This is a genomic window from Dehalobacter sp., assembly GCF_030063005.1.
Taxonomy (GTDB): domain Bacteria; phylum Bacillota; class Desulfitobacteriia; order Desulfitobacteriales; family Syntrophobotulaceae; genus Dehalobacter; species Dehalobacter restrictus.
In genome coordinates this window covers 1-18,357 of the sequence record NZ_JAPDHR010000060.1, presented here as the reverse complement: position 1 = coordinate 18,357, position 18,357 = coordinate 1, and the positions used below count along the sequence as shown (strand labels likewise).

Below are 18,357 nucleotides of genomic sequence, written 5' to 3'. Positions count from 1 at the left end.
AAGATAACCATTGGTTGGTTTCAACCGGTTGACGAGGTATTTGGAAGAGTAATTTCCAGCACTATCTTTGCAATGGTAAGTTCCAGTTAGGGTTTGGCTGGACTGGAATTTAATTTTCCAATTCACGCGAAAAAAAAATGTAACAAAAAATAACTTAAATAAATAATATCATATTTGTGAGATTGTGCAATATTGACCTTTTCTCGATAAAACAGACACTCCAGAGTTAGTTTTTCTAATGAATTCTCAGAATTCCTCAATATTTCAATTTGGTAGCAGGAGACCGCCCTCGCCGGGTGGCATAAGGCCATTGTCATGGCCTTAGAACAAGAGGGTCTTAGTGTATCCTGGCTGTCAAGGGTCTTCGGCTTCGCCCCCGATGAACGAGCGTTGCTCGCCCTTAACAACGGCCAAACGACTTCGCTAAGCGACTCTTCGTTGATATTCATAGTATCTCTTTAAGAATTCAACTGGTGTTATGTTGCCCAATGCTTGGTGTCTTCGCTTTCGATTGTAGAAGCCTTCTATATACCAGAATATATCATTTCTTGCTTCTTTCAGGTCCTTGTACTTCCTGTGATGCAGCCTTTCTGATTTGATGGTACTGAAAAAGGTTTCTGCACAGGCGTTGTCGTAACAATTGCCTTTTCCGCTCATACAGCGGATAATTATTATCCGATTATATTTTGTATACATCAGAATAAACACTTGTTATTTCTAAAAAAGTGTGTTAACTTTTTGATATATTTTTATAGGTAAATTAAGCAAAGATGCTTATTCCTCGACCAAACGCTTTGAGGGTTAAGTTTGTTTTTGCTTTTTTTGCTTTTTGTGGTTATTTATCTATGTACCATTATTTAATATCTAAATCTGAAGGGAGATTTCGAAACAATGGATATCTTTGCAATGAACGTTTTTAACGATGCCGTCATGAGGGAACGGCTGCCCAAAGCAACTTACAAAGCTTTGAAGAAAACAATTGAGGACGGGAAAGCGCTGGATCCCGATGTCGCAGAAGTCGTTGCGAATGCAATGAAAGACTGGGCGATTGAAAAAGGGGCTACCCACTATACCCACTGGTTCCAGCCGATGACAGGACTCACTGCGGAGAAGCATGACTCGTTTATTTCTCCGACTGCCGACGGCAAAGTCATTATGGAATTTTCCGGCAAAGAACTGATCAAAGGCGAACCCGACGCATCTTCTTTCCCAAGCGGTGGCATTAGAGCCACGTTTGAGGCCAGAGGCTATACTGCCTGGGACTGCACCTCTCCGGCTTTTGCCAGAGAAGAAAAAAACGGCAACGTCACGCTGACGATTCCCACAGTATTCTATTCGTATACCGGTGAAGTTCTCGACAAAAAAATTCCGCTTTTGCGTTCTATGGAAGCACTCTCCAAACAAGCAGTAAGACTGTTAAGATTATTTGGCAATACGACAGCAACCCGTGTCATTTCTACGGTCGGACCCGAGCAGGAATACTTTCTGATTGATAAAAGTTTTTTTGATGCCAGAATGGATTTAGTCCTTACCGGCAGAACACTCTTTGGTGCTCCTCCGGCTAAGGGCCAGGAAATGGAAGACCACTACTTCGGCAGCATCAAAGAACGCATCGCCGCCTTTATGAAAGAATTGAATGAAGAACTCTGGAAGTTAGGTGTTTTGGCTAAAACGCAGCACAACGAAGTTGCTCCTGGTCAGTTTGAAATTGCCCCCATTTTCTCGACAACCAATGTTGCTACCGACCATAATCAACTGATCATGGATACTTTGAAAAAGGTTGCCTTGCATCATGATCTGGTCTGCCTGCTGCATGAGAAACCGTTTGCAGGCGTCAATGGTTCCGGGAAACACAATAACTGGTCCATGAGCACCAATGATGGACAGAATCTGCTTGATCCGGGAAATACCCCTCACGATAACGCTCAGTTCTTAACTTTCCTTTGTGCTGTCATTAAAGCTGTGGACGAATACTCCGAATTGCTCAGAGTGTCCGCCGCCAACCCTGGAAACGACCACCGTCTCGGTGCGAACGAAGCTCCCCCGGCGATCATTTCCATGTTCCTCGGCGACATGCTTTCGGATATTGTCGAACAAATCCAAAACAATGGCGGTGCTGTATCATCCAAACCAAACGGCACTTTGACAGTCGGCGTGTCCACGCTTCCGGAAATCCCGAAGGATAACTCAGACCGCAACCGGACTTCACCGTTTGCCTTTACCGGAAATAAATTTGAGTTCCGTATGGTTCCTTCCAGTGCATCCATCGCCGGCCCGAACATGGTCCTGAATACGATTGTCGCTGAAAGTATTTGCCAGATTGCCGATAAGCTTGAAAAGGCTGCCGATTTTAACAGCGAACTGCAGGCCCTCTTGAAAGAAATTCTGGTCAAACACAATCGTATCATCTTCAATGGCAACAACTATTCCGAAGACTGGGTCGTAGAAGCAGAAAAACGCGGTCTGCCGAACATCAAATCCATGGTGGAAGCTTTGGAGCACTTCATTGACGAGAAGAATGTCAATGCGTTCGAGAAACACGGTGTATTGAGCAAACAGGAAGTTCATTCCCGTTACGAGATTTTGCTGGAGCAATACAGCAAAACGATCAATATCGAAGCCAAAACGATGATTGATATGGCTAACAGGCTTATTCTTCCCGCAGCTGCAAAATATGCAACTGACCTGGCCGGTTCCGTACAAAGCGTTAAAGCTGCCGTGGCTTCTGCGGATACCTCGGCTCAGGAAGAAGTCATCAAAGAAGTATCTTCGGCTTTAGGTTCCTTTAAAGCCAAAACTGTGGCTTTGGAAAAAGCTGTTTTGGGCGCGGCTGACGTTGAAGATGTCCATGCCAATGCGGTTTACTACCGTGATATCGTCTTTGCCGCGATGAATGAATTGAGGATCTATGGGGATAAGCTTGAAACACTTGTTGACGCGGAGCTTTGGCCGCTGCCGACTTATGTGGAAATGCTGTTCATCATTTAATCCATACCCTTCAGAAAAATAGCAGAGGAGAGGGCACCAGCCCTCTCCTCTGCTATTTTATTACATTCTCATCGTCATTTCTCTATCCCGCATCAGCTTTGCAGGCCATTTACTGTTTTGAGTTCTTATCGCCTGCCGGCCCAAAATCCTCCGCGGAAATTCTTAGGTTCCTGGAAGAATATAAACGCACTTGGGCAGGAATCATTAACAATATTCAAAAGTTCTTTTTGCCGATTTCTTTTGGCCAGAACCAACATCAGGAGGCGTTTCCCGTCGCGGCCTTCCCCGGTCCAGGTCGTAACGCCAAATCCTTTCTTACGCAATAATTTGGGAAGCGTCTCATCGAGCGAATCAACAATGACCTCGGCAGTCATGTACCCGAGAGCAAGTCTTTCCTCGATCCTGCTTCCCAGATACACTCCGATACCATAGCCGATGCAATATGCTGCGATGTTCCAGTAACTGTCCAGGTTTTTCAGAATAATAGACAATCCGGCAATGTACACGAGCACTTCGATCATGGACAGCATGGAAGCATACTCCTTTAAGCCCTTGATCACAAGGATAAACCGTACCGTTGTCAGTGATACGTACGTAATATTAATAGCCATGATCATCAGAGCAAACAGGACTACTTGGCTCATTCTTATCACCAATCTTCTTTTTTCGGCTGGATCATTCTTTGATATTATTATGATCCATTTTAGCGTAATTCTACTATGCTGTTCCAAATTTTTCTGAATTGCTGTCTCACTCACATTGCCGATTATCTCCTGCGTATTACAAAAATACCTGTATATGTAAAGAAATGAATAAAATATGCTAAGGAACGCACAATAATGACGAACTGGCAAAAGACTGGCTTTTTTTCATTCAGCAAGCCAATATTCTATATCGGGAGGGGAAAATATTGAAAAAGGGCAGCTATTATGACTGGGCCCGCCAGAAAGGAATATCCCGGCGGGACTTTTTAAGGTTCTGTGCCATGACTGCAGCAATGCTGGGACTCGATGCAACCGCTGTCCCCAGAATTGTGGAAGCTTTGGAAAACAAGTCACGCCCACCTGTCATTTATCTAAATCTGCAGGAATGCACCTGCTGCGGCGAGTCTTTCATCAGGTCCGCCCACCCTTTGTTTTCGGACCTGATCTTCAATATGATTTCCCTTGATTATATGGAGACGCTGCAGGCCGCAGCCGGAACACAGGCAGAGTCTGTCCGTCTAAAAACAATGCAGGAACATTACGGGGAATATATTCTGGTAGTCGAAGGCAGTGCCACACTGGCAGAGGGCGGCATTTACTGTACCATCGGCGGAATGACTGCCAACCAGCTCCTGAAGGAATGTGCAGGCGGAGCAGCTGCCGTGATAGCGTATGGCTCCTGTGCGACCAACGCCTGTGTCCAGGGGGCACACCCCAATCCAACACAGGCTGTACCGATTCGGAGAATTGTCAAGAACAAGCCTGTCATTGACGTTCCCGGATGTCCGCCCATTGCTGAAGTCATCACCGGTACAATCGTTCATTACCTGACATTTGGGAAAATCCCGGAATTAACGAGCCTGGGCCGTCCTAAAGCCTTTTACTCCAAACGTGTCCATGATGGCTGCACCCGCCGGGCCTTTTTTGATGCCGGCCAGTTTGTGGAGCGCTTCGATGACGAAGGTGCCAGAAAAGGATGGTGCTTGTATAAAGTTGGCTGCAAAGGCCCAGTTGCTTATAATGCCTGCGCCGTAACGGAATGGAATGACGGAGTCAGCTTTCCTGTTAAATCAGGACACCCTTGTATGGCCTGTTCCGAGAATAATTGGTATGATTCCAGCACGCCTTTTTATACTCACCTGGCTGAGATCCCCAATGAGGCCATCGGCGGCAACCCTGACCATATCGGTCTTGCCGCTTTAGGTGTAGCCGGTCTGGGTGTTGTTGCCCATGGGGGAATTACGGCCGCTGCTAAAGGGCGTGGGAAAAAGAACCACCCGGCCGGAAGTACGGATACTGAACAAAAAAGACAAGTAACTAAGAAGACAAATCATAAAGAAGACTAATGCAGAAAGGTTTTGAATCTCAATGACAACAAGAATTGTTGTGGATCCTGTCACCCGGATCGAAGGTCATTTACGCATTGAAGCCATTGTTGACGGTACAAAGATCAGTGATGCCGTCAGCTCAGGAACAACATTTAGAGGAATTGAGAAGATTGTCGAAAACAGGGATCCACGTGATGTCTGGGCGTTCGTCCAACGGATTTGCGGTGTTTGCACGCACATCCATGCGATTGCTTCCGTGCGGGCAGTGGAAGATGCCTTGGATTATCCGATCCCCAAAAATGCCAATTACATACGCAATATCATGACGCTGACCCAATTTACCCAGGATCATGTGATTCATTTTTATCATTTGCATGGTTTTGACTGGATTGATGTCTTAAGCGCATTAAAGGCTGATCCTAAAGCAACAAGCAGTCTGGCCATGTCCATCTCCTCGTGGCCTAATTCTTCGGAGGGTTACTTCAGGGATGTGCAAAACAAAGTTAAGAATATTGTCCAAAGCGGCCAGCTTGGTATTTTTGCCAATGCTTACTGGGGTCATCCCGCTTATCGCTTGCCTCCGGAAGCCAATCTAATGGGAGTCGCGCATTACCTGGAAGCATTAAGTTGGCAAAAAGAAATTGCTAAAGTCCATACCGTGTTCGGAGGGAAAAACCCGCACCCGAACTATCTGGTCGGCGGGCATGCTTCGAGCATCAACCTTGATGATGTCCATGTTCTGAATATGGAACGCCTGAATCTTGTGAAAACGAAGATCGATGAAGCCCAAACGTTTGTCAACCAGGTCCTTATTCCAGATATTCTAGCCATTGCTGGCTTTTACAAAAAAGACCTTTGGGGAGGCGGAATCGGCAACTTCCTGGCCTACGGTGGTGTACCGCTCGTCGATATCCACGAGCCGGACAGTTATCTGTTCCCTCGCGGGATTGTCCTGAACAGAGATTTAAGCAAAGTCTATGATCTTGATCTAAAGGATCCAAGCCATATTCAGGAATTTGTATCTCACTCGTGGTATCAATACGCGGATAAGGATTCCGGGCTTCACCCCTGGCAGGGGCGGACGGATCCAGCATATGACGGGCCCAAACCACCTTATCACAATTTGGATGAATCAAAAAAATACAGCTGGATCAAAACACCGCGCTGGCAGGGCCATGCGATGGAAGTCGGCCCGCTGTCCCGCTTCGTGGTTGCTTATGCCAAGGGCAATAAGGAAATCAAGGAAATGGTCGACAGCTCCCTGCGGAAACTGGACCTTCCGCTCAACGCTTTGTTTTCAACGCTCGGACGAACGCTGGCCAGAGCACTGGAAGCAAAATTTTGCGTCGATCAACTTGCCGGTTTTTATGCGGACCTAATCGCTAATATTAAAGCCGGTGACACACAAACCTTCAATCCTGAAAAATGGGAACCGAGCCGCTGGCCGGCAGAAGCGCAGGGTGTCGGCTGGGCTGAGGCCCCGCGAGGAGCCCTGGCTCACTGGATTAAAATCCGCGGCGGCAAGGTAGAAAGCTATCAGGCGGTTGTGCCGACAACCTGGAATGCCTCACCGCGGGATGCTACAGGACAAAAAGGTCCTTATGAGGCGTCGCTGCTCGACACACCGGTCGCTGCTACCGACCAGCCCCTGGAACTGCTCCGGACCATTCACTCATTTGACCCCTGCATCGCCTGCGCGGCACACCTGATAACACCACAAGGAAAACTATTGCTAGAGAAAATCTAGGGGCCACAATATCTGCGTGCCATGGTGACGCTAGCATATATTCTAAGTGATATGGAGGGATTACGATTGGCCTTATCCAAAGAAAAGAAAAGTTCCGCTCCGATGCCGCAGCGCAGACCGGTATACGTCTGGCAATTTCCTGTCCGGATGTTTCACTGGATAAATGCAGCCGCTGTCACCGTACTCTTTCTTACAGGTCTGTATATTGGAAATCCTGTCTTTATAACCGCCGGAGAAGCTTTCCAGCAGTTTTTAATGGGATCAGTTCGCTACTGGCATGGAATAGCCGCTTTTATCTTTACGGCCAATCTGTTATTCCGCCTCTATTGGTTCTGGGCAGGCAATGCGTATGCCAAGATACGTTTCTGGCAGAAGGCTTTTTGGCAGGACCTCAAGTCAACAGTCCGCTACTATTTATTTATGAGAGGAGAACATCAGGGACATCTCGGGCATAATGCCCTGGCCCAGCTATCTTATCTTCTTTTCATCTGGATCGGAAGTTTTTTCATGATTATAACCGGTTTTGCTATGCGGATAGGCACCAATCCGGACGGTATATCCGGAAAGTTGTTTTCCTGGGTTATTCCGGCTTTTCACAACGAGAATCTGGTTAGAATGAGTCATCATCTTGTCGCTTGGGGCTATGTGGTTTTTTTGTTGATTCACCTCTACCTTGTATTCAGACAGGATCTTCTGGATGATGATGCTACTACCTCATCCATGATCAATGGGTATAAATATGAATTGCCCTCTACTATCGGCGCTGAAGAAGTCCATACCCCTGAATATGTTGTACTCCAGAAGGGGGATTAACTTGAATTTCGAGCCCAAACAGGTCTTTTATGAACCCGAAGCCCTGAATTATCCACTTGGGAAGAAGCTTGTTGATTATTTTCGGCAAATCAAGATTCCGGTCAAAGCAACAAGTTCTCACAACAGAATAACCGGTCTGAGCGGAGATACTGCTGCCAAAACCTATTTTGAAGCCAAAAAAACATTGGTGATCGGTGTTAAACGCGGAAAAACGTTTCAAACCTGCAAACCCTCAGCTCATTATCAGCTGCCGCTGACCACAAGCTGTCCCGGGATGTGCGAATATTGTTATTTAGCCACGACGCTGGGTGCAAGACCGTACATCCGCATCTATGTTAATATAAATGAACTGCTTGAAAAAGCCCAAACTTTAATCCAGGAACGTTTACCCGAGATCACTTATTTCGAAGGAGCCGCAGTGTCCGACCCAATCCCGATGGAACAATATACAGGCAGTCTGAGAAAAAGCATTGAATTTTTTGGAAGGCAGCCTCAAGGCCGGTTCCGCTTTGTCACAAAATTCACTGACGTTGATAGCCTTTTGAATCTGGAACATCACGGTCATACCCGGTTTCGTTTCAGCCTGAATTGCGAGGAAATCATCAGAAATTATGAGCATGGGACACCATCCGCTGAAAATAGAATAAAGGCAGCCGGAAAAGTACTTCGCGCCGGCTACCCTTTGGGTTTTATTATTGCCCCGATTATCAGATTTGAGAACTGGATGGATCAATACGAAAAGCTCTTTGCTGACCTGGCAGAGCAGTTAAAAGCCGCTTCTCCGGCAAACTTTTCTCCTGCAGCGCTTACTTTTGAATTTATCACACATCGTTTTTCTTCCCGAGCCAAGTCCAATATTTTAAATATCTATCCGCAGACAAGCCTACCGATGGATGAAGCTTCGCGCAAATTTAAATTCGGGCAGTTCGGCTACGGAAAATATGTCTACCCACCCGTTGAAATGGAGGAAATAAAGACTTCCTTTCTGGCGTTTATGAACCGTCATTTCCCGGGAGCAAAAGCCAAATACTTTATTTAGCTTTTCGGCTATTGTACCGTCCATGGCACTCATCGTTCCTTGCCAGTATGCTGGTATTCGGCATACCATCTTTTAATGGCCTGCTTGCTTTGCTCGCTCGGGTAATAATTCTTGTTTTCATCATCTTTGCCCACAGCAAAAACAGAAAAACCAAGATGCCAGGTTTCTTTTTCAAACACTTGCTGATAAGCCAGAAAGCAATTTGCCTGCTCCTGGTTATTGATAATGTCCGACGGCAAAGGGTTCCAGGGATGAACTGCGGCACCGCTTCTTTTTGGGAAACCCAATTCACCAAAGAATACAGGTTTGTTCCATTTTGCAGACAGCTGCTTTAATTCATCATAGATATTCTGGTTTCGGTCAAAAATCCGGGTCTTATAGATCGAGCTTACAAGGTTATCTACCGTATTGGTCTCCTGGTCGGTCAATTCAAAATAAGCTGCTACAGAGATAAAATCCACTTTTCCAAGAACCGGATTATTTAATTTGGCAATGTAGGTATCGTACGCCAAATTCTGCCCGGCATTCCATTCAGCTGTATACCACCAGTTTGTCCGGTAAGTCATTTTGCCCTGGTATCCGGCCCTGACAAAATCCGCGACATCGGTCCAATAACCGCATTGATCCTCGAATTGATCAAAGTTGGAACCGATACATAGGGCGTAGACTTTATTCGGCTTAGCCACATCACGGATGAGTTCGGCAAGGACGACCTGTTTCCAGTTCCAGAACCATTGATTGATATTATCCGGCTTGAGATCCGTCTCATATTTCTCACCGTTTTGAATATACGGATAAGGTTCCAGGATGACGTTAATTCCTTTATATCTTAAGCGTTTAATCAGCCAGACCGCTTTCTTTTCGCTTTCCGCATTGATACTCATCGTACTGGCTGTCAACGACGGAATATCAATTTGAACAGGGACATTCAGGGTATTCAGCCCAAGACTGTCTATATCGCTCAGAGCCTGTTCAATTGTATAATCTACAGACAGGTTTGCCGATTTTATCTTTTCCCCCCATGGGGTAATAATCCTGTTCTTTTCGTATTGGTAGCCAATATAGACAATATCCACCAGAACCAGTTTAATGATTAGCAACACCACAATAATGACACCTAATACAATCAGCGGGGTTTTATTTCTTTTGAGCGTATTCAGCAAATTGTTCAATATTCTGACCCTTCCTAAGAATAGTACATGTTAAATAGATTGATGATTAGAAGCGTAAAGATGAAAAGCTTATACTTTCTAAATACTAAGAAAGACTGTCCGCGGAAGAATCTTTGAGCAGAAAATTGTAATTCTGTCTGAGGTATTCCGTCACCTTTTGGGCAATGACCTTATGCCCGTCTTCATTCGGATGGATCCCATCAATACAAAGCAATTGAGTAAAATCCGGTGTCTTCAGAAAAGCACCTCTTACATCGATCCATTTTGTCTTGGTTTCCTCTGCAATGTTCACAATCATGGAGTTGTAGCGTTCCTGCCACCAGTATATCTTTGTAACGCTTCCAAGCCAAATCAATATATTTTTCCCTATCTCATTACTGTTTTTGCTAATCCACTTGAAATACCGATCCGCGTCAAGCGGGGGAAGCGTCATCAACACCGGGATAATATTATTGTTTTTAAGCGAAATAATGGTATCTGTGAGCATTTTCCCGAAAGCGTTGAAATCCGTTTTGGGTTCATGCTCTGCCATTGGATCACTCGCAATCTGCATCCAGTCAAAGTCACAGTCATTGCCTCCAAATTCGATCAGTACAATATCCGGACGCGTTTTGGAGACATCCCGATTAAGGCGTTCAATGCCTTTTTTTATGGTATTACCAAATTTCGCAGCATTATAAACCATGCCCTTCAGGCTGTTCTGGACCAGAGAAACATAGTTTCTGTCCAATAACGAATATTTCCCCTGATCCTCGTTATAGATCACGCCTTTGGAAATGGAGTCTCCTACAATCAGAAATGTATAATTTTCTTTCAGTTCAGACTGATTGTTATCCATCAATTCACACCTTTCACAACGACTTGCTTAAAACTTCATAGGTATTACTTCAAAATTTTATAAGTATTTCAAAATTGCTTTCCAATGTGTCAGCTTTTCCTCAAATTTCATCGTATTGGCCGGACTGGTTGAGGGCAATAGCAGATAGGCAATGGAAGCAGACTCCAGACGGATTTTCCTCTTATATATATTAAAGCCCTTTGCTCCGTTAAATGCAAGTAATTCCAGATGTGGGTACTGAATAAATAAATTTTGAAAATCATTGACCTGTTCATTGACTATATTGCTATCGAGACTGCCTTCTCTGGAGCAGTTACAAATGACATCCCAAAGGGCAATTTTTCTGTCCAAAAGAAATTGTTTCCTGCTATCATAATCATCCATGGCATCCGCGGCATTAGACCATCCACGGGCATCGTCAAAAAGCGCATACATAATCCGCCAAAAGTGATTGTAAGGATGTACATAATATTTCTGCTCCCTCAACGATTGCACTCCCGGCATCGAGCCGAGGATCAATACCCGGGACTCCTGATTGATGACCGGTTCAAATGAATAGATGATTTCCATTTCCATATCAGTCCAAACTCCATTGTCTTGGATAAAAGAGTAATGGCGGCAGCTTGGTACGCTTGTCTCCCTTCGCCGTATTTAGCTGGGGCTGGGTCAGAAAAATACTATGGCTTAAATCAGTACCACTAAGGTCGGCATCGCGCAAATCCGCCCCGATCAAATCAGCTCCGCCCAGATCGCTCCCGCTGAGATCTGCGGCAATCAGACAGGCTCCTCTAAGGTTAGCCCCTCTGAGGTCCGTTTCCCGGAGATCTGCAGCAATCAGACTATTCCTGCGCTTAAAGGTCTTCAAAATCCCGGCCTGAATATTCCGCTCCTGACAAACAGAAACACGGACCAGTTCACTTGTTTGAAGCAGCAGGGTATTTACTTCGGTACGATATAAGGGTACATCCATTTTCAGAAGCTCACCCGGGCTGAGCAGTGTCAGCCGTTCCGTCTCTTCCCGCAGGGTACGAAGCGCCTCATGAACTGAATGAGCGGGCTGTAATGTCTCTGCTTCTGTCAAATACCAGAGTATCTCCTGAAGCTGCCGAATGACAAGGAAAACTTCAAACATTTGCTCCTGGAATTCCGGTGATCGCCGCCAGTCTCTGCCGCCGTAACTGAGCTTGGATACCTTTGGCCCTGCGCCAAAACAGTCAAATGCCATGCAGCCTTTCAGGCCCAGTCCCTGAAGATCTTGATATATACTGCAGCGAAAATTTTCCTGCAGCTTCCGACAGGGTTGACCGGCCTCTTTATCGTTTGGAAAGCCTTCCGAAGCTGAAAAATACAGCGCGGTGCAGCACAATCCGAAGCAGTTCTCACAGTCAGCTCTCAGACTGCGTCTCTGCTCAGCAAAAATGTCTATTGGTTCACGAATTCCAGACAATGTTTGATCCTCCAAAACAAAGAACATTTGATTTATCCCCAGAAATAATGCTTGAATAGTTTGTCTAATCTTTTTTGGCCTTTCTAAGAACCAGTTGAATATTCAGACGATCGGCTTCCGCTTTCAGCAAGCGGACGGCTTCTTCAGCACTGCCGTTGCAGTTGATCCGATCCATATGATGGATCTTATCCATCATATTATTCAGGACGGAAAGCGGCAGCAGGTTGACCGCCAGACAATAAAATCCCTTTGATTTGCCATCGTTGTAATTCGCGATCAGTTCGCCTAAAATTTTGTGTTTTTCTGTCAGTTCTTCAAGATAATTTTGAAGATCCATTTTAGCTTTGGCCTGGTCCTGCAATACATTTTGATAGGATATAAAGGAATCGGCCTCGCTTGGAGCCTGATACCTCTCACATGGATAGACACTGCATTCAAAACAGTATTCAACATTTTGATGCTTTTTATTACAGGTAATTACGGCACAGGAAGGATGCTTCAAAAAAAAGTCCGGACCCCCGCAGCCGGGGCACTTTGAAGAACCGTCCGTATGAAAGCGCGGACAGAGACAGCAATTCAATCCGCATAATGAAAAGTCGGCGCATTTCCGCCTGTATTCTTTACTTACCATTGATTTGACCATCGCATACATCTCCTGATAGCAATGTTTGATAAAAATCAGAGTTCAACCCGTGCAGAACAGTTCTCCGCAACTCTGTACTTCACGATCTTGCTTATTAACGCATACGGAATAGGCTTATTTAACGGGAATTGTACCGATCCACACGCGTATAAACATCATTAATTAGTTATACGAATTTAAGCGGATTCCTCTGCTAAACCAAGAAACATTGATCATTTGGCGCCAAAATAAAGAATATTTTTTCGAATAACCCCTGTAGAACCTGAAAGGGATGTGCTACAATAGTTCTGTGACCGAAATATCAATCGAATAGGGATACAGGAGCAACGACAATGGCAAACTTGGTGAAAGCCAGGGACGCAAAGCTATGGGTCTTCCAGAATAATTCTGATGACTGCCAGGCTACCGAATCCGCTCAGGTTTGTTTTGAATGTCGCCATGCAATCTGCTGGTGATTTTTTTGTTGCTTCAGCTAGCACTGATTTATCGGAAAGGAAGATTACAATTGCGTCAGGTAAGTGTAAACCGGCTTCAAAAGGGAGACGTGTTGGGACGAACCATTTTCTCGCATAACGGCCGTTCATTGCTTGGGAAAGGAGTCACGCTGACCCAGCCATATATCGACCGGTTAAAAGAACTGGGCATTAGTATTGTCTATGTGGACGATGACGAAACGAAGGATATCGTTATTGAGGATGTTATTTCCGAGGAAAACAGGCGGGAGGCAATGAACTCCATTGAACATTCAGCGGAAGCGGTACGAATCGGTAAAGATCTCAATGGTTTTCAGGTAAAAAAGACAGTAAACAACATCATCGGGGACGTCCTGTTTCAAGAAAAGATATTTCTGAGCCTGACAGATATGCGGAGCTATGACAATCAAGTTTATGCGCATTCAGTCAGTGTTTGTGTCCTTGCGACCATTTTGGGCAAAGCTTTGGGACTGGATAAAGATACCCTGGAGGCGCTGGCGGTAGGGGCTTTGCTTCACGATATCGGGACTGTCAAGCTGCCAAATGAGCTTGTCGCCAAACGTGAGGCCTTTACTCCGAAGGAAAATGACCTATATAAGATGCATACTGTACATGGATTTGAAATACTTCGGAACAAACCGGAATTGAACTTATTGAGTGCGCATATTGCTTTGCAGCATCACGAATGGTTGAACGGAAACGGCTATCCCCGGAAGCTGTCCGGCCGGCATCTCCATGTCCTGGCTCAAATCGTAGGGCTGGCTGACTTCTATGATAATCTGGTCAATGATGGCCCGGGCCACTCCCGGATCGTCCCGCATGAAGCCTGTGAAATTGTAATGGGATGTGCAAACAAACTATTCTCCCAGCAGTTGGTTGTAACGTTCTTAAAGCATGTTGCGGCCTATCCGACCGGCTGTACCGTTAAGCTCAATACAGGTGAAGTTGGGATTGTGGTTGACCAGAATAAAAGTTTGCCGATGCGCCCAATTATCAGGATATTAATCGCTGACAAAGGGCTGGCCCATGTCCGGGCTAAGGAATATAACCTTGTCGAAGATCTTACAACCTTTATTGTTTCCATTGTAGAGTGAAGCTGATCCATTTCTTGAAAAAAAAACGCCGGCTCAAATGTTTTTTGAGCCGGCTAACCTATTATTTCGGAAGTTTTCCAAACACCTTCAATACGCACCGGTGGAATGAATGAGGAAACGATGGTTCTGCAAACATTAGGACGCATTGGTCATGGATGACGTTTATCTGATTTTCCGTACAATAGTCTATAGCCTCTTTAGATTCAGCCCCCTGTTGAATCCAGATATGCTTGACTCCAGCTTCTACCGCGTCCCTAACGACCTTATTGGTTTGGTCCGGAGGGACGACGATCACTGCGCCGTCGGCTTTCTGCGGTAAAGACTGAAGGTTCTCATAGCAGATCTCGCCGTCAATACTGTCCATATTGGGATTTACGGCAAAAACATTATACCCTCTCTTCTTTAACGTTCTATACAGCCTACGCGAGAACTTCTTTTCGGATCTGGATACCCCGACCACCGCTAAAGTACGCTGGTCTAGAAAATCATTGACTGAGCTCATTGTCGTCAAAAAAATGACCCCCTTTATTAAATTATTGTTTACTTTCTTGGTGATGTGGCTAATTCCTTCTTCCAATATTTATTTTCTGTGAAAACTATTTTCAGTTCCCTATCGCATTAATAAACAGGCTCTTATTTCCTTGCTAATATTCATGATGAACAGGCGTCATCACTACATGTAAAAGCTTGCAATAATCTGGGCTGCCGGCAAAAACAGCACTTGCCCCAATAATGTGCCAATTAGTTTTGTAGCAATAAGCATAACGACCAATGCTTTCACATCAGCATACGGCCTTATTCCTTTCAATGCCTGGTCTGTAATAATTGCCGATTTTGGGTCGATAAAAAAAGTGAGTAGAATACTTGCCATGCCATTAATGATTCCTGATGAAGCTGCTGCTGCTAGTGCTGCTTGCTCCGGAACCAGAAGAGCTGAGTAATTAGCGGCAAGGACCCCAATGGTATATATACCTGTAACCATAATATTGATAACAAGTAACCTTTTGGGTATCTCTCTATACCTTAGTCTTTCCAGCATTGTCTTCGAAGGCCGTACAGCACTTTTTACAATTCGCTTGATATTATTTGCCTGCAGGGCCTCGACAACTAAGGAAGGTACAGAACCGGCTAATTCTAAACGTTTGACAGCAACTTCAAATATCTTTAAAAATGTAGGTATGAGCAGGATTCCAAATAGGGTCCCCGCTGTCGCAGCAAAAATAACCGACCGCAAATCACTGATCGGGTTCAGTCCTTGCGCTATACTAAAACTAACAATGCTTGCAATTAACGGTCCCTGAAACATGTTGGCTGTCCGTGAAACAAGAACAAACATGTTGAAAAGTGAAAAAGATAAAGCAACCTGTCCACTCTTTACGGAATTCAAGCGTACAGAGTAGGCCAGGGTATCGACAATATGAATGACAACTGTAAGAATCATTAATTCTATTAGCATCTTTTCCATTTACTGCAATCCATACGTTTTCAAAAGAATTAATATTGTATGATTGGTCATTTTATTCGTCAGCAGTTGCTTGAATTTTACTGAATTCGTTTTGCCTTCAAATCTTAGCTTTTCTAATCCCATAGAGATTTCACTTTGTTTGAATATCAAATCATCATAAAAATTTTCGAACTTTGCCAGTTTGTTAATGGCTTCCCCAGAATAACCGTTTGCATCATGCTGTATTTGAAAATCGTCCACAATAAAAAGACCATTGCTTTCTAATGCTTTTGTTAATCTCTCCATGTGATTACTCCTTGTATAAATATTTACATGGTTATGATTGTTATTTCTGGGTATTTTGACAAATTCCTTCTTGACTCAATCTTGACTCAATTTTTTGTAAAGTCCAATGCAGATTGTACATCAAATAAGCAGCTGCCGTTTAGGAAAAGCTTGATATGCACTTCACACCCATTTTTTCCATATCCTTTAGAAGACGATTCGGTTCAGCCAAGTGCCCCATCATCCAAAGTCCAGGCTTACGGGCAGAGCCATCCAAGTATTGCAATAAAGTTGCAACAACAGGGATAGCTGTTAATTCGTAACCATCGGGATGAGAAACGCTGACGTGGGGTTGAATCATCTGTCCATCCTTAGATCCAGATGCCCTAACCAGAAGTTCAACCCGATATGGCGGTTTGTGAAAAGTGCCCATGCTCCACCATAAAAGCTTGCCAATGGATCTGACAGCGTTTGGCATGATCTTTAGCCACATCCAGACGATTGACATCGTCACCCAGTCTGTCACCCAGTGTGACTCCGATATATAAAAGCCAAGATTCTTGAGTGACGGGTACAACTCCGGCAGCGGCTGCAATTCTTCAAAGAACATCGAATAGCACCGTTTCAATCCGATGTCGCTCCCAAAATCTATTTTACGTATTTCATACGAGCTTTTTTTCGTCCATTGTCCATTCTTATAGACCTGAGCCTGATATTCCTTGAAACACTCAACCAATTCGTCAACTGCTTCGGTATAAGGAAGATCTTTCCCCATATTAAGATAGCCAGCTGTTATGGCGCTTTCAATCGAGTCCATATGGGTGGCCATGTAACGAACCAGTGCGGAAGGAAGCCCAGGATGAAACCCGGCCTCCGTGATAAAAGTTCTTCCAGCGCTTTTGATTTCTGTAGCAAGGGACTGCAAATAAGCAAATTTCTTAGAGCCAAGCTGCACATCGAGATAATCAATTCCAGCCTGAAGCGCAGCCTGGGCCACGATTTCGGTATAGGAAGTCGTGGGGGCTGCGACCACAACGATAGACTGGTCTTTAAACGCTGTTCGTAAGGATTCCGCTTCTGATGCGTTTGCATAAACAGCCGATGCACGTAAACCGGGGTACTGTTGATTCAGCTCATCAATAAATACCTGTGCCTTGTCGGGATATCGTGTCCCAATTGTAACGGTAGCTTCGGAATACTCCAATAGATGACGCGATATCAATCTGCCAGTTTGACCTGTCCCACCTAGGATAAGGATTTTAGACATCAGTTCCTCTTCCTTTCTTTTGGCCAGTACTTTCACTTTTAAGTGAAAACTCCAAAAGCTAGTCCCTTACAAATCTCGCATGGTCTGTCACCTAACTCGTCCTTACGTCGCCTTCAGCGGCATCTATGATAATGAAAAGGGACCATACCCCTATTGTATCCTAAGCTTACACTATCTTCCATTATTTTTTTCTTTGATGTATTAATATCATCCTCCAAGTGGCGGGAACCGGCTGTCATCGGAAGTCGGTAGATTTACACATTCACTCAAATGACAACTCCATACACGCACTTCCCTGTCCTACTTTTCATAACTTATAAAGGAGGTGGGGAAATGTCTACTGAAATACAACAATCAAGTCCAGTTACTCGTTGTGTGACTCGGATTGAAAGTGTTGAAGATTATTTAAGAGCTGTAGATTATGCATTCCAAAAGATCTGCCCTGCGGGGGGGAGATGTGAATTATGGTACCGTGGTCAAAACCAACCGGCAAACCAAAACGCATTCAATTTAGAACCCAGCATCACACGAAGAGGGCGCAATCCCCAAATGGAAATTATCTATCTATCTAAGTTCAAATCTTATGCTATTCCTTTCGTACAGGAGCTGCCCTCTTTTCCCATTCCGAATGGTCCGGCAGCTTATTGGCACTGGCTCTTTATGATGCAACATTACGGAGTACCAACCCGACTATTGGATTGGAGCCGAGATGCGCTTACTGCCCTTTTCTTTGCATTGGATGGTCGGGGTGCTAACGATGTTGGCAAAGATGCTGCAGTTTGGATTCTAAATCCCGTTCTGCTCAATGAAGCATTCTCATTTCATAGCTTTGTTAAAGCTGGCTATATTCCCAATGTAGATGAGAAGATCGTTGATCTCTACTTTGGGCCGAACGCTGAAATCCTTGCCAATAAGAAGCCTGCCGCTGTCATCGGCCCCTTGAACAATCGTAAGCGTAAACTCTAGCGGCGTAAAAAAGAGCCCGCCGTAACCAGCAGGCTCGCGTCATATAAAAATCATTCGTCGCATTTGCTCTTAGCATACGGTACTCGGCAATGCTCAGGAGCATTTGCCG

At 44.8% G+C, this 18,357-nt stretch carries 17 protein-coding genes, 1 pseudogene and 1 riboswitch; of the genes and pseudogenes, 7 read left to right on the top strand and 11 right to left on the bottom strand.

Going from position 1 to position 18,357, the window contains the following annotated elements:
• Positions 1-423: 423 nt before the first annotated feature.
• Positions 424-669: pseudogene (locus OKX56_RS14095) on the bottom strand (integrase core domain-containing protein); the annotation flags it as partial.
• A gap of 222 nt (positions 670-891) precedes the next feature.
• On the opposite strand from OKX56_RS14095, the gene OKX56_RS14090 reads away from it, so the two are divergent.
• Positions 892-2,988: a glutamine synthetase III family protein gene (locus OKX56_RS14090; protein ID WP_015043735.1), complete on the top strand. Its 2,097-nt coding sequence runs from the start codon at positions 892-894 to the stop codon at positions 2,986-2,988.
• A 125-nt stretch (positions 2,989-3,113) separates the two neighbouring features.
• Here the strand turns inward: OKX56_RS14090 and OKX56_RS14085 are convergent, their stop codons facing one another.
• Positions 3,114-3,632: a DUF2179 domain-containing protein gene (locus tag OKX56_RS14085; protein WP_015043736.1), complete on the bottom strand. Its 519-nt coding sequence runs from the start codon at positions 3,630-3,632 to the stop codon at positions 3,114-3,116.
• Between the two features lie 266 nt (positions 3,633-3,898).
• Between OKX56_RS14085 and OKX56_RS14080 the strand changes: the two genes are divergently transcribed.
• The 4 genes from OKX56_RS14080 (at position 3,899) to splB (ending at position 8,619) form a co-directional block, all read left to right on the top strand.
• On the top strand, positions 3,899-5,038 hold the full coding sequence (locus OKX56_RS14080) for a hydrogenase small subunit (protein ID WP_068882932.1): 1,140 nt from the start codon (positions 3,899-3,901) through the stop codon (positions 5,036-5,038).
• Positions 5,039-5,060: 22 nt separating this feature from the next.
• The gene (locus tag OKX56_RS14075) at positions 5,061-6,767 is read left to right on the top strand and encodes a nickel-dependent hydrogenase large subunit (protein ID WP_015043738.1); all 1,707 of its coding nucleotides are present in this window, start codon (positions 5,061-5,063) and stop codon (positions 6,765-6,767) included.
• A 66-nt stretch (positions 6,768-6,833) separates the two neighbouring features.
• The gene (gene cybH, locus OKX56_RS14070; protein WP_015043739.1) at positions 6,834-7,580 is read left to right on the top strand and encodes a Ni/Fe-hydrogenase, b-type cytochrome subunit; all 747 of its coding nucleotides are present in this window, start codon (positions 6,834-6,836) and stop codon (positions 7,578-7,580) included.
• The gene (splB, locus tag OKX56_RS14065) at positions 7,555-8,619 is read left to right on the top strand and encodes a spore photoproduct lyase (protein ID WP_176714377.1); all 1,065 of its coding nucleotides are present in this window, start codon (positions 7,555-7,557) and stop codon (positions 8,617-8,619) included. The genes cybH and splB overlap by 26 nt, the downstream gene beginning before the upstream one ends.
• A gap of 29 nt (positions 8,620-8,648) precedes the next feature.
• Here splB and OKX56_RS14060 read toward each other — a convergent pair whose 3' ends face one another.
• The 5 genes from OKX56_RS14060 to OKX56_RS14040 all read right to left on the bottom strand — a co-directional run bounded on the left by OKX56_RS14060 (position 8,649) and on the right by OKX56_RS14040 (position 12,719).
• A complete protein-coding gene (locus OKX56_RS14060) occupies positions 8,649-9,791 on the bottom strand; it encodes a glycoside hydrolase family 113 (RefSeq protein ID WP_015043741.1) in 1,143 nt (380 codons plus the stop codon).
• A gap of 85 nt (positions 9,792-9,876) precedes the next feature.
• Positions 9,877-10,629 (bottom strand): SGNH/GDSL hydrolase family protein, encoded by a 753-nt coding sequence (locus OKX56_RS14055; protein WP_015043742.1) that lies wholly within the window; start codon positions 10,627-10,629, stop codon positions 9,877-9,879.
• Between the two features lie 57 nt (positions 10,630-10,686).
• Complete coding sequence (locus OKX56_RS14050; protein WP_015043743.1) at positions 10,687-11,205, bottom strand: DNA-deoxyinosine glycosylase; 519 nt, start codon at positions 11,203-11,205, stop codon at positions 10,687-10,689.
• A gap of 1 nt (position 11,206) precedes the next feature.
• Positions 11,207-12,076, bottom strand: coding sequence for a pentapeptide repeat-containing protein (locus OKX56_RS14045; RefSeq protein WP_015043744.1), 870 nt, complete (start codon positions 12,074-12,076; stop codon positions 11,207-11,209).
• 64 nt (positions 12,077-12,140) lie between these two features.
• Positions 12,141-12,719: a DUF3795 domain-containing protein gene (locus OKX56_RS14040; RefSeq protein WP_287896934.1), complete on the bottom strand. Its 579-nt coding sequence runs from the start codon at positions 12,717-12,719 to the stop codon at positions 12,141-12,143.
• 324 nt (positions 12,720-13,043) lie between these two features.
• A riboswitch (cyclic di-GMP riboswitch) is annotated at positions 13,044-13,129 on the top strand.
• A 95-nt stretch (positions 13,130-13,224) separates the two neighbouring features.
• Between OKX56_RS14040 and OKX56_RS14035 the strand changes: the two genes are divergently transcribed.
• Positions 13,225-14,286, top strand: a complete 1,062-nt coding sequence (locus OKX56_RS14035; protein WP_287896932.1) for an HD-GYP domain-containing protein — start codon at positions 13,225-13,227, stop codon at positions 14,284-14,286.
• A 61-nt stretch (positions 14,287-14,347) separates the two neighbouring features.
• On the opposite strand, the gene OKX56_RS14030 is transcribed toward OKX56_RS14035, so the two are convergent.
• The 4 genes from OKX56_RS14030 to OKX56_RS14015 all read right to left on the bottom strand — a co-directional run bounded on the left by OKX56_RS14030 (position 14,348) and on the right by OKX56_RS14015 (position 17,282).
• Positions 14,348-14,788, bottom strand: a complete 441-nt coding sequence (locus OKX56_RS14030; protein ID WP_287896941.1) for a CoA-binding protein — start codon at positions 14,786-14,788, stop codon at positions 14,348-14,350.
• 171 nt (positions 14,789-14,959) lie between these two features.
• Positions 14,960-15,751: a lipid II flippase Amj family protein gene (locus tag OKX56_RS14025; RefSeq protein ID WP_287896930.1), complete on the bottom strand. Its 792-nt coding sequence runs from the start codon at positions 15,749-15,751 to the stop codon at positions 14,960-14,962.
• On the bottom strand, positions 15,752-16,036 hold the full coding sequence (locus OKX56_RS14020; RefSeq protein WP_019226043.1) for a hypothetical protein: 285 nt from the start codon (positions 16,034-16,036) through the stop codon (positions 15,752-15,754). It lies immediately after the preceding gene.
• A gap of 139 nt (positions 16,037-16,175) precedes the next feature.
• Positions 16,176-17,282: a saccharopine dehydrogenase family protein gene (locus OKX56_RS14015; RefSeq protein WP_287896928.1), complete on the bottom strand. Its 1,107-nt coding sequence runs from the start codon at positions 17,280-17,282 to the stop codon at positions 16,176-16,178.
• Between the two features lie 333 nt (positions 17,283-17,615).
• Between OKX56_RS14015 and OKX56_RS14010 the strand changes: the two genes are divergently transcribed.
• On the top strand, positions 17,616-18,248 hold the full coding sequence (locus OKX56_RS14010) for an FRG domain-containing protein (RefSeq protein ID WP_287896926.1): 633 nt from the start codon (positions 17,616-17,618) through the stop codon (positions 18,246-18,248).
• The last annotated feature ends 109 nt before the right edge of the window (positions 18,249-18,357 follow it).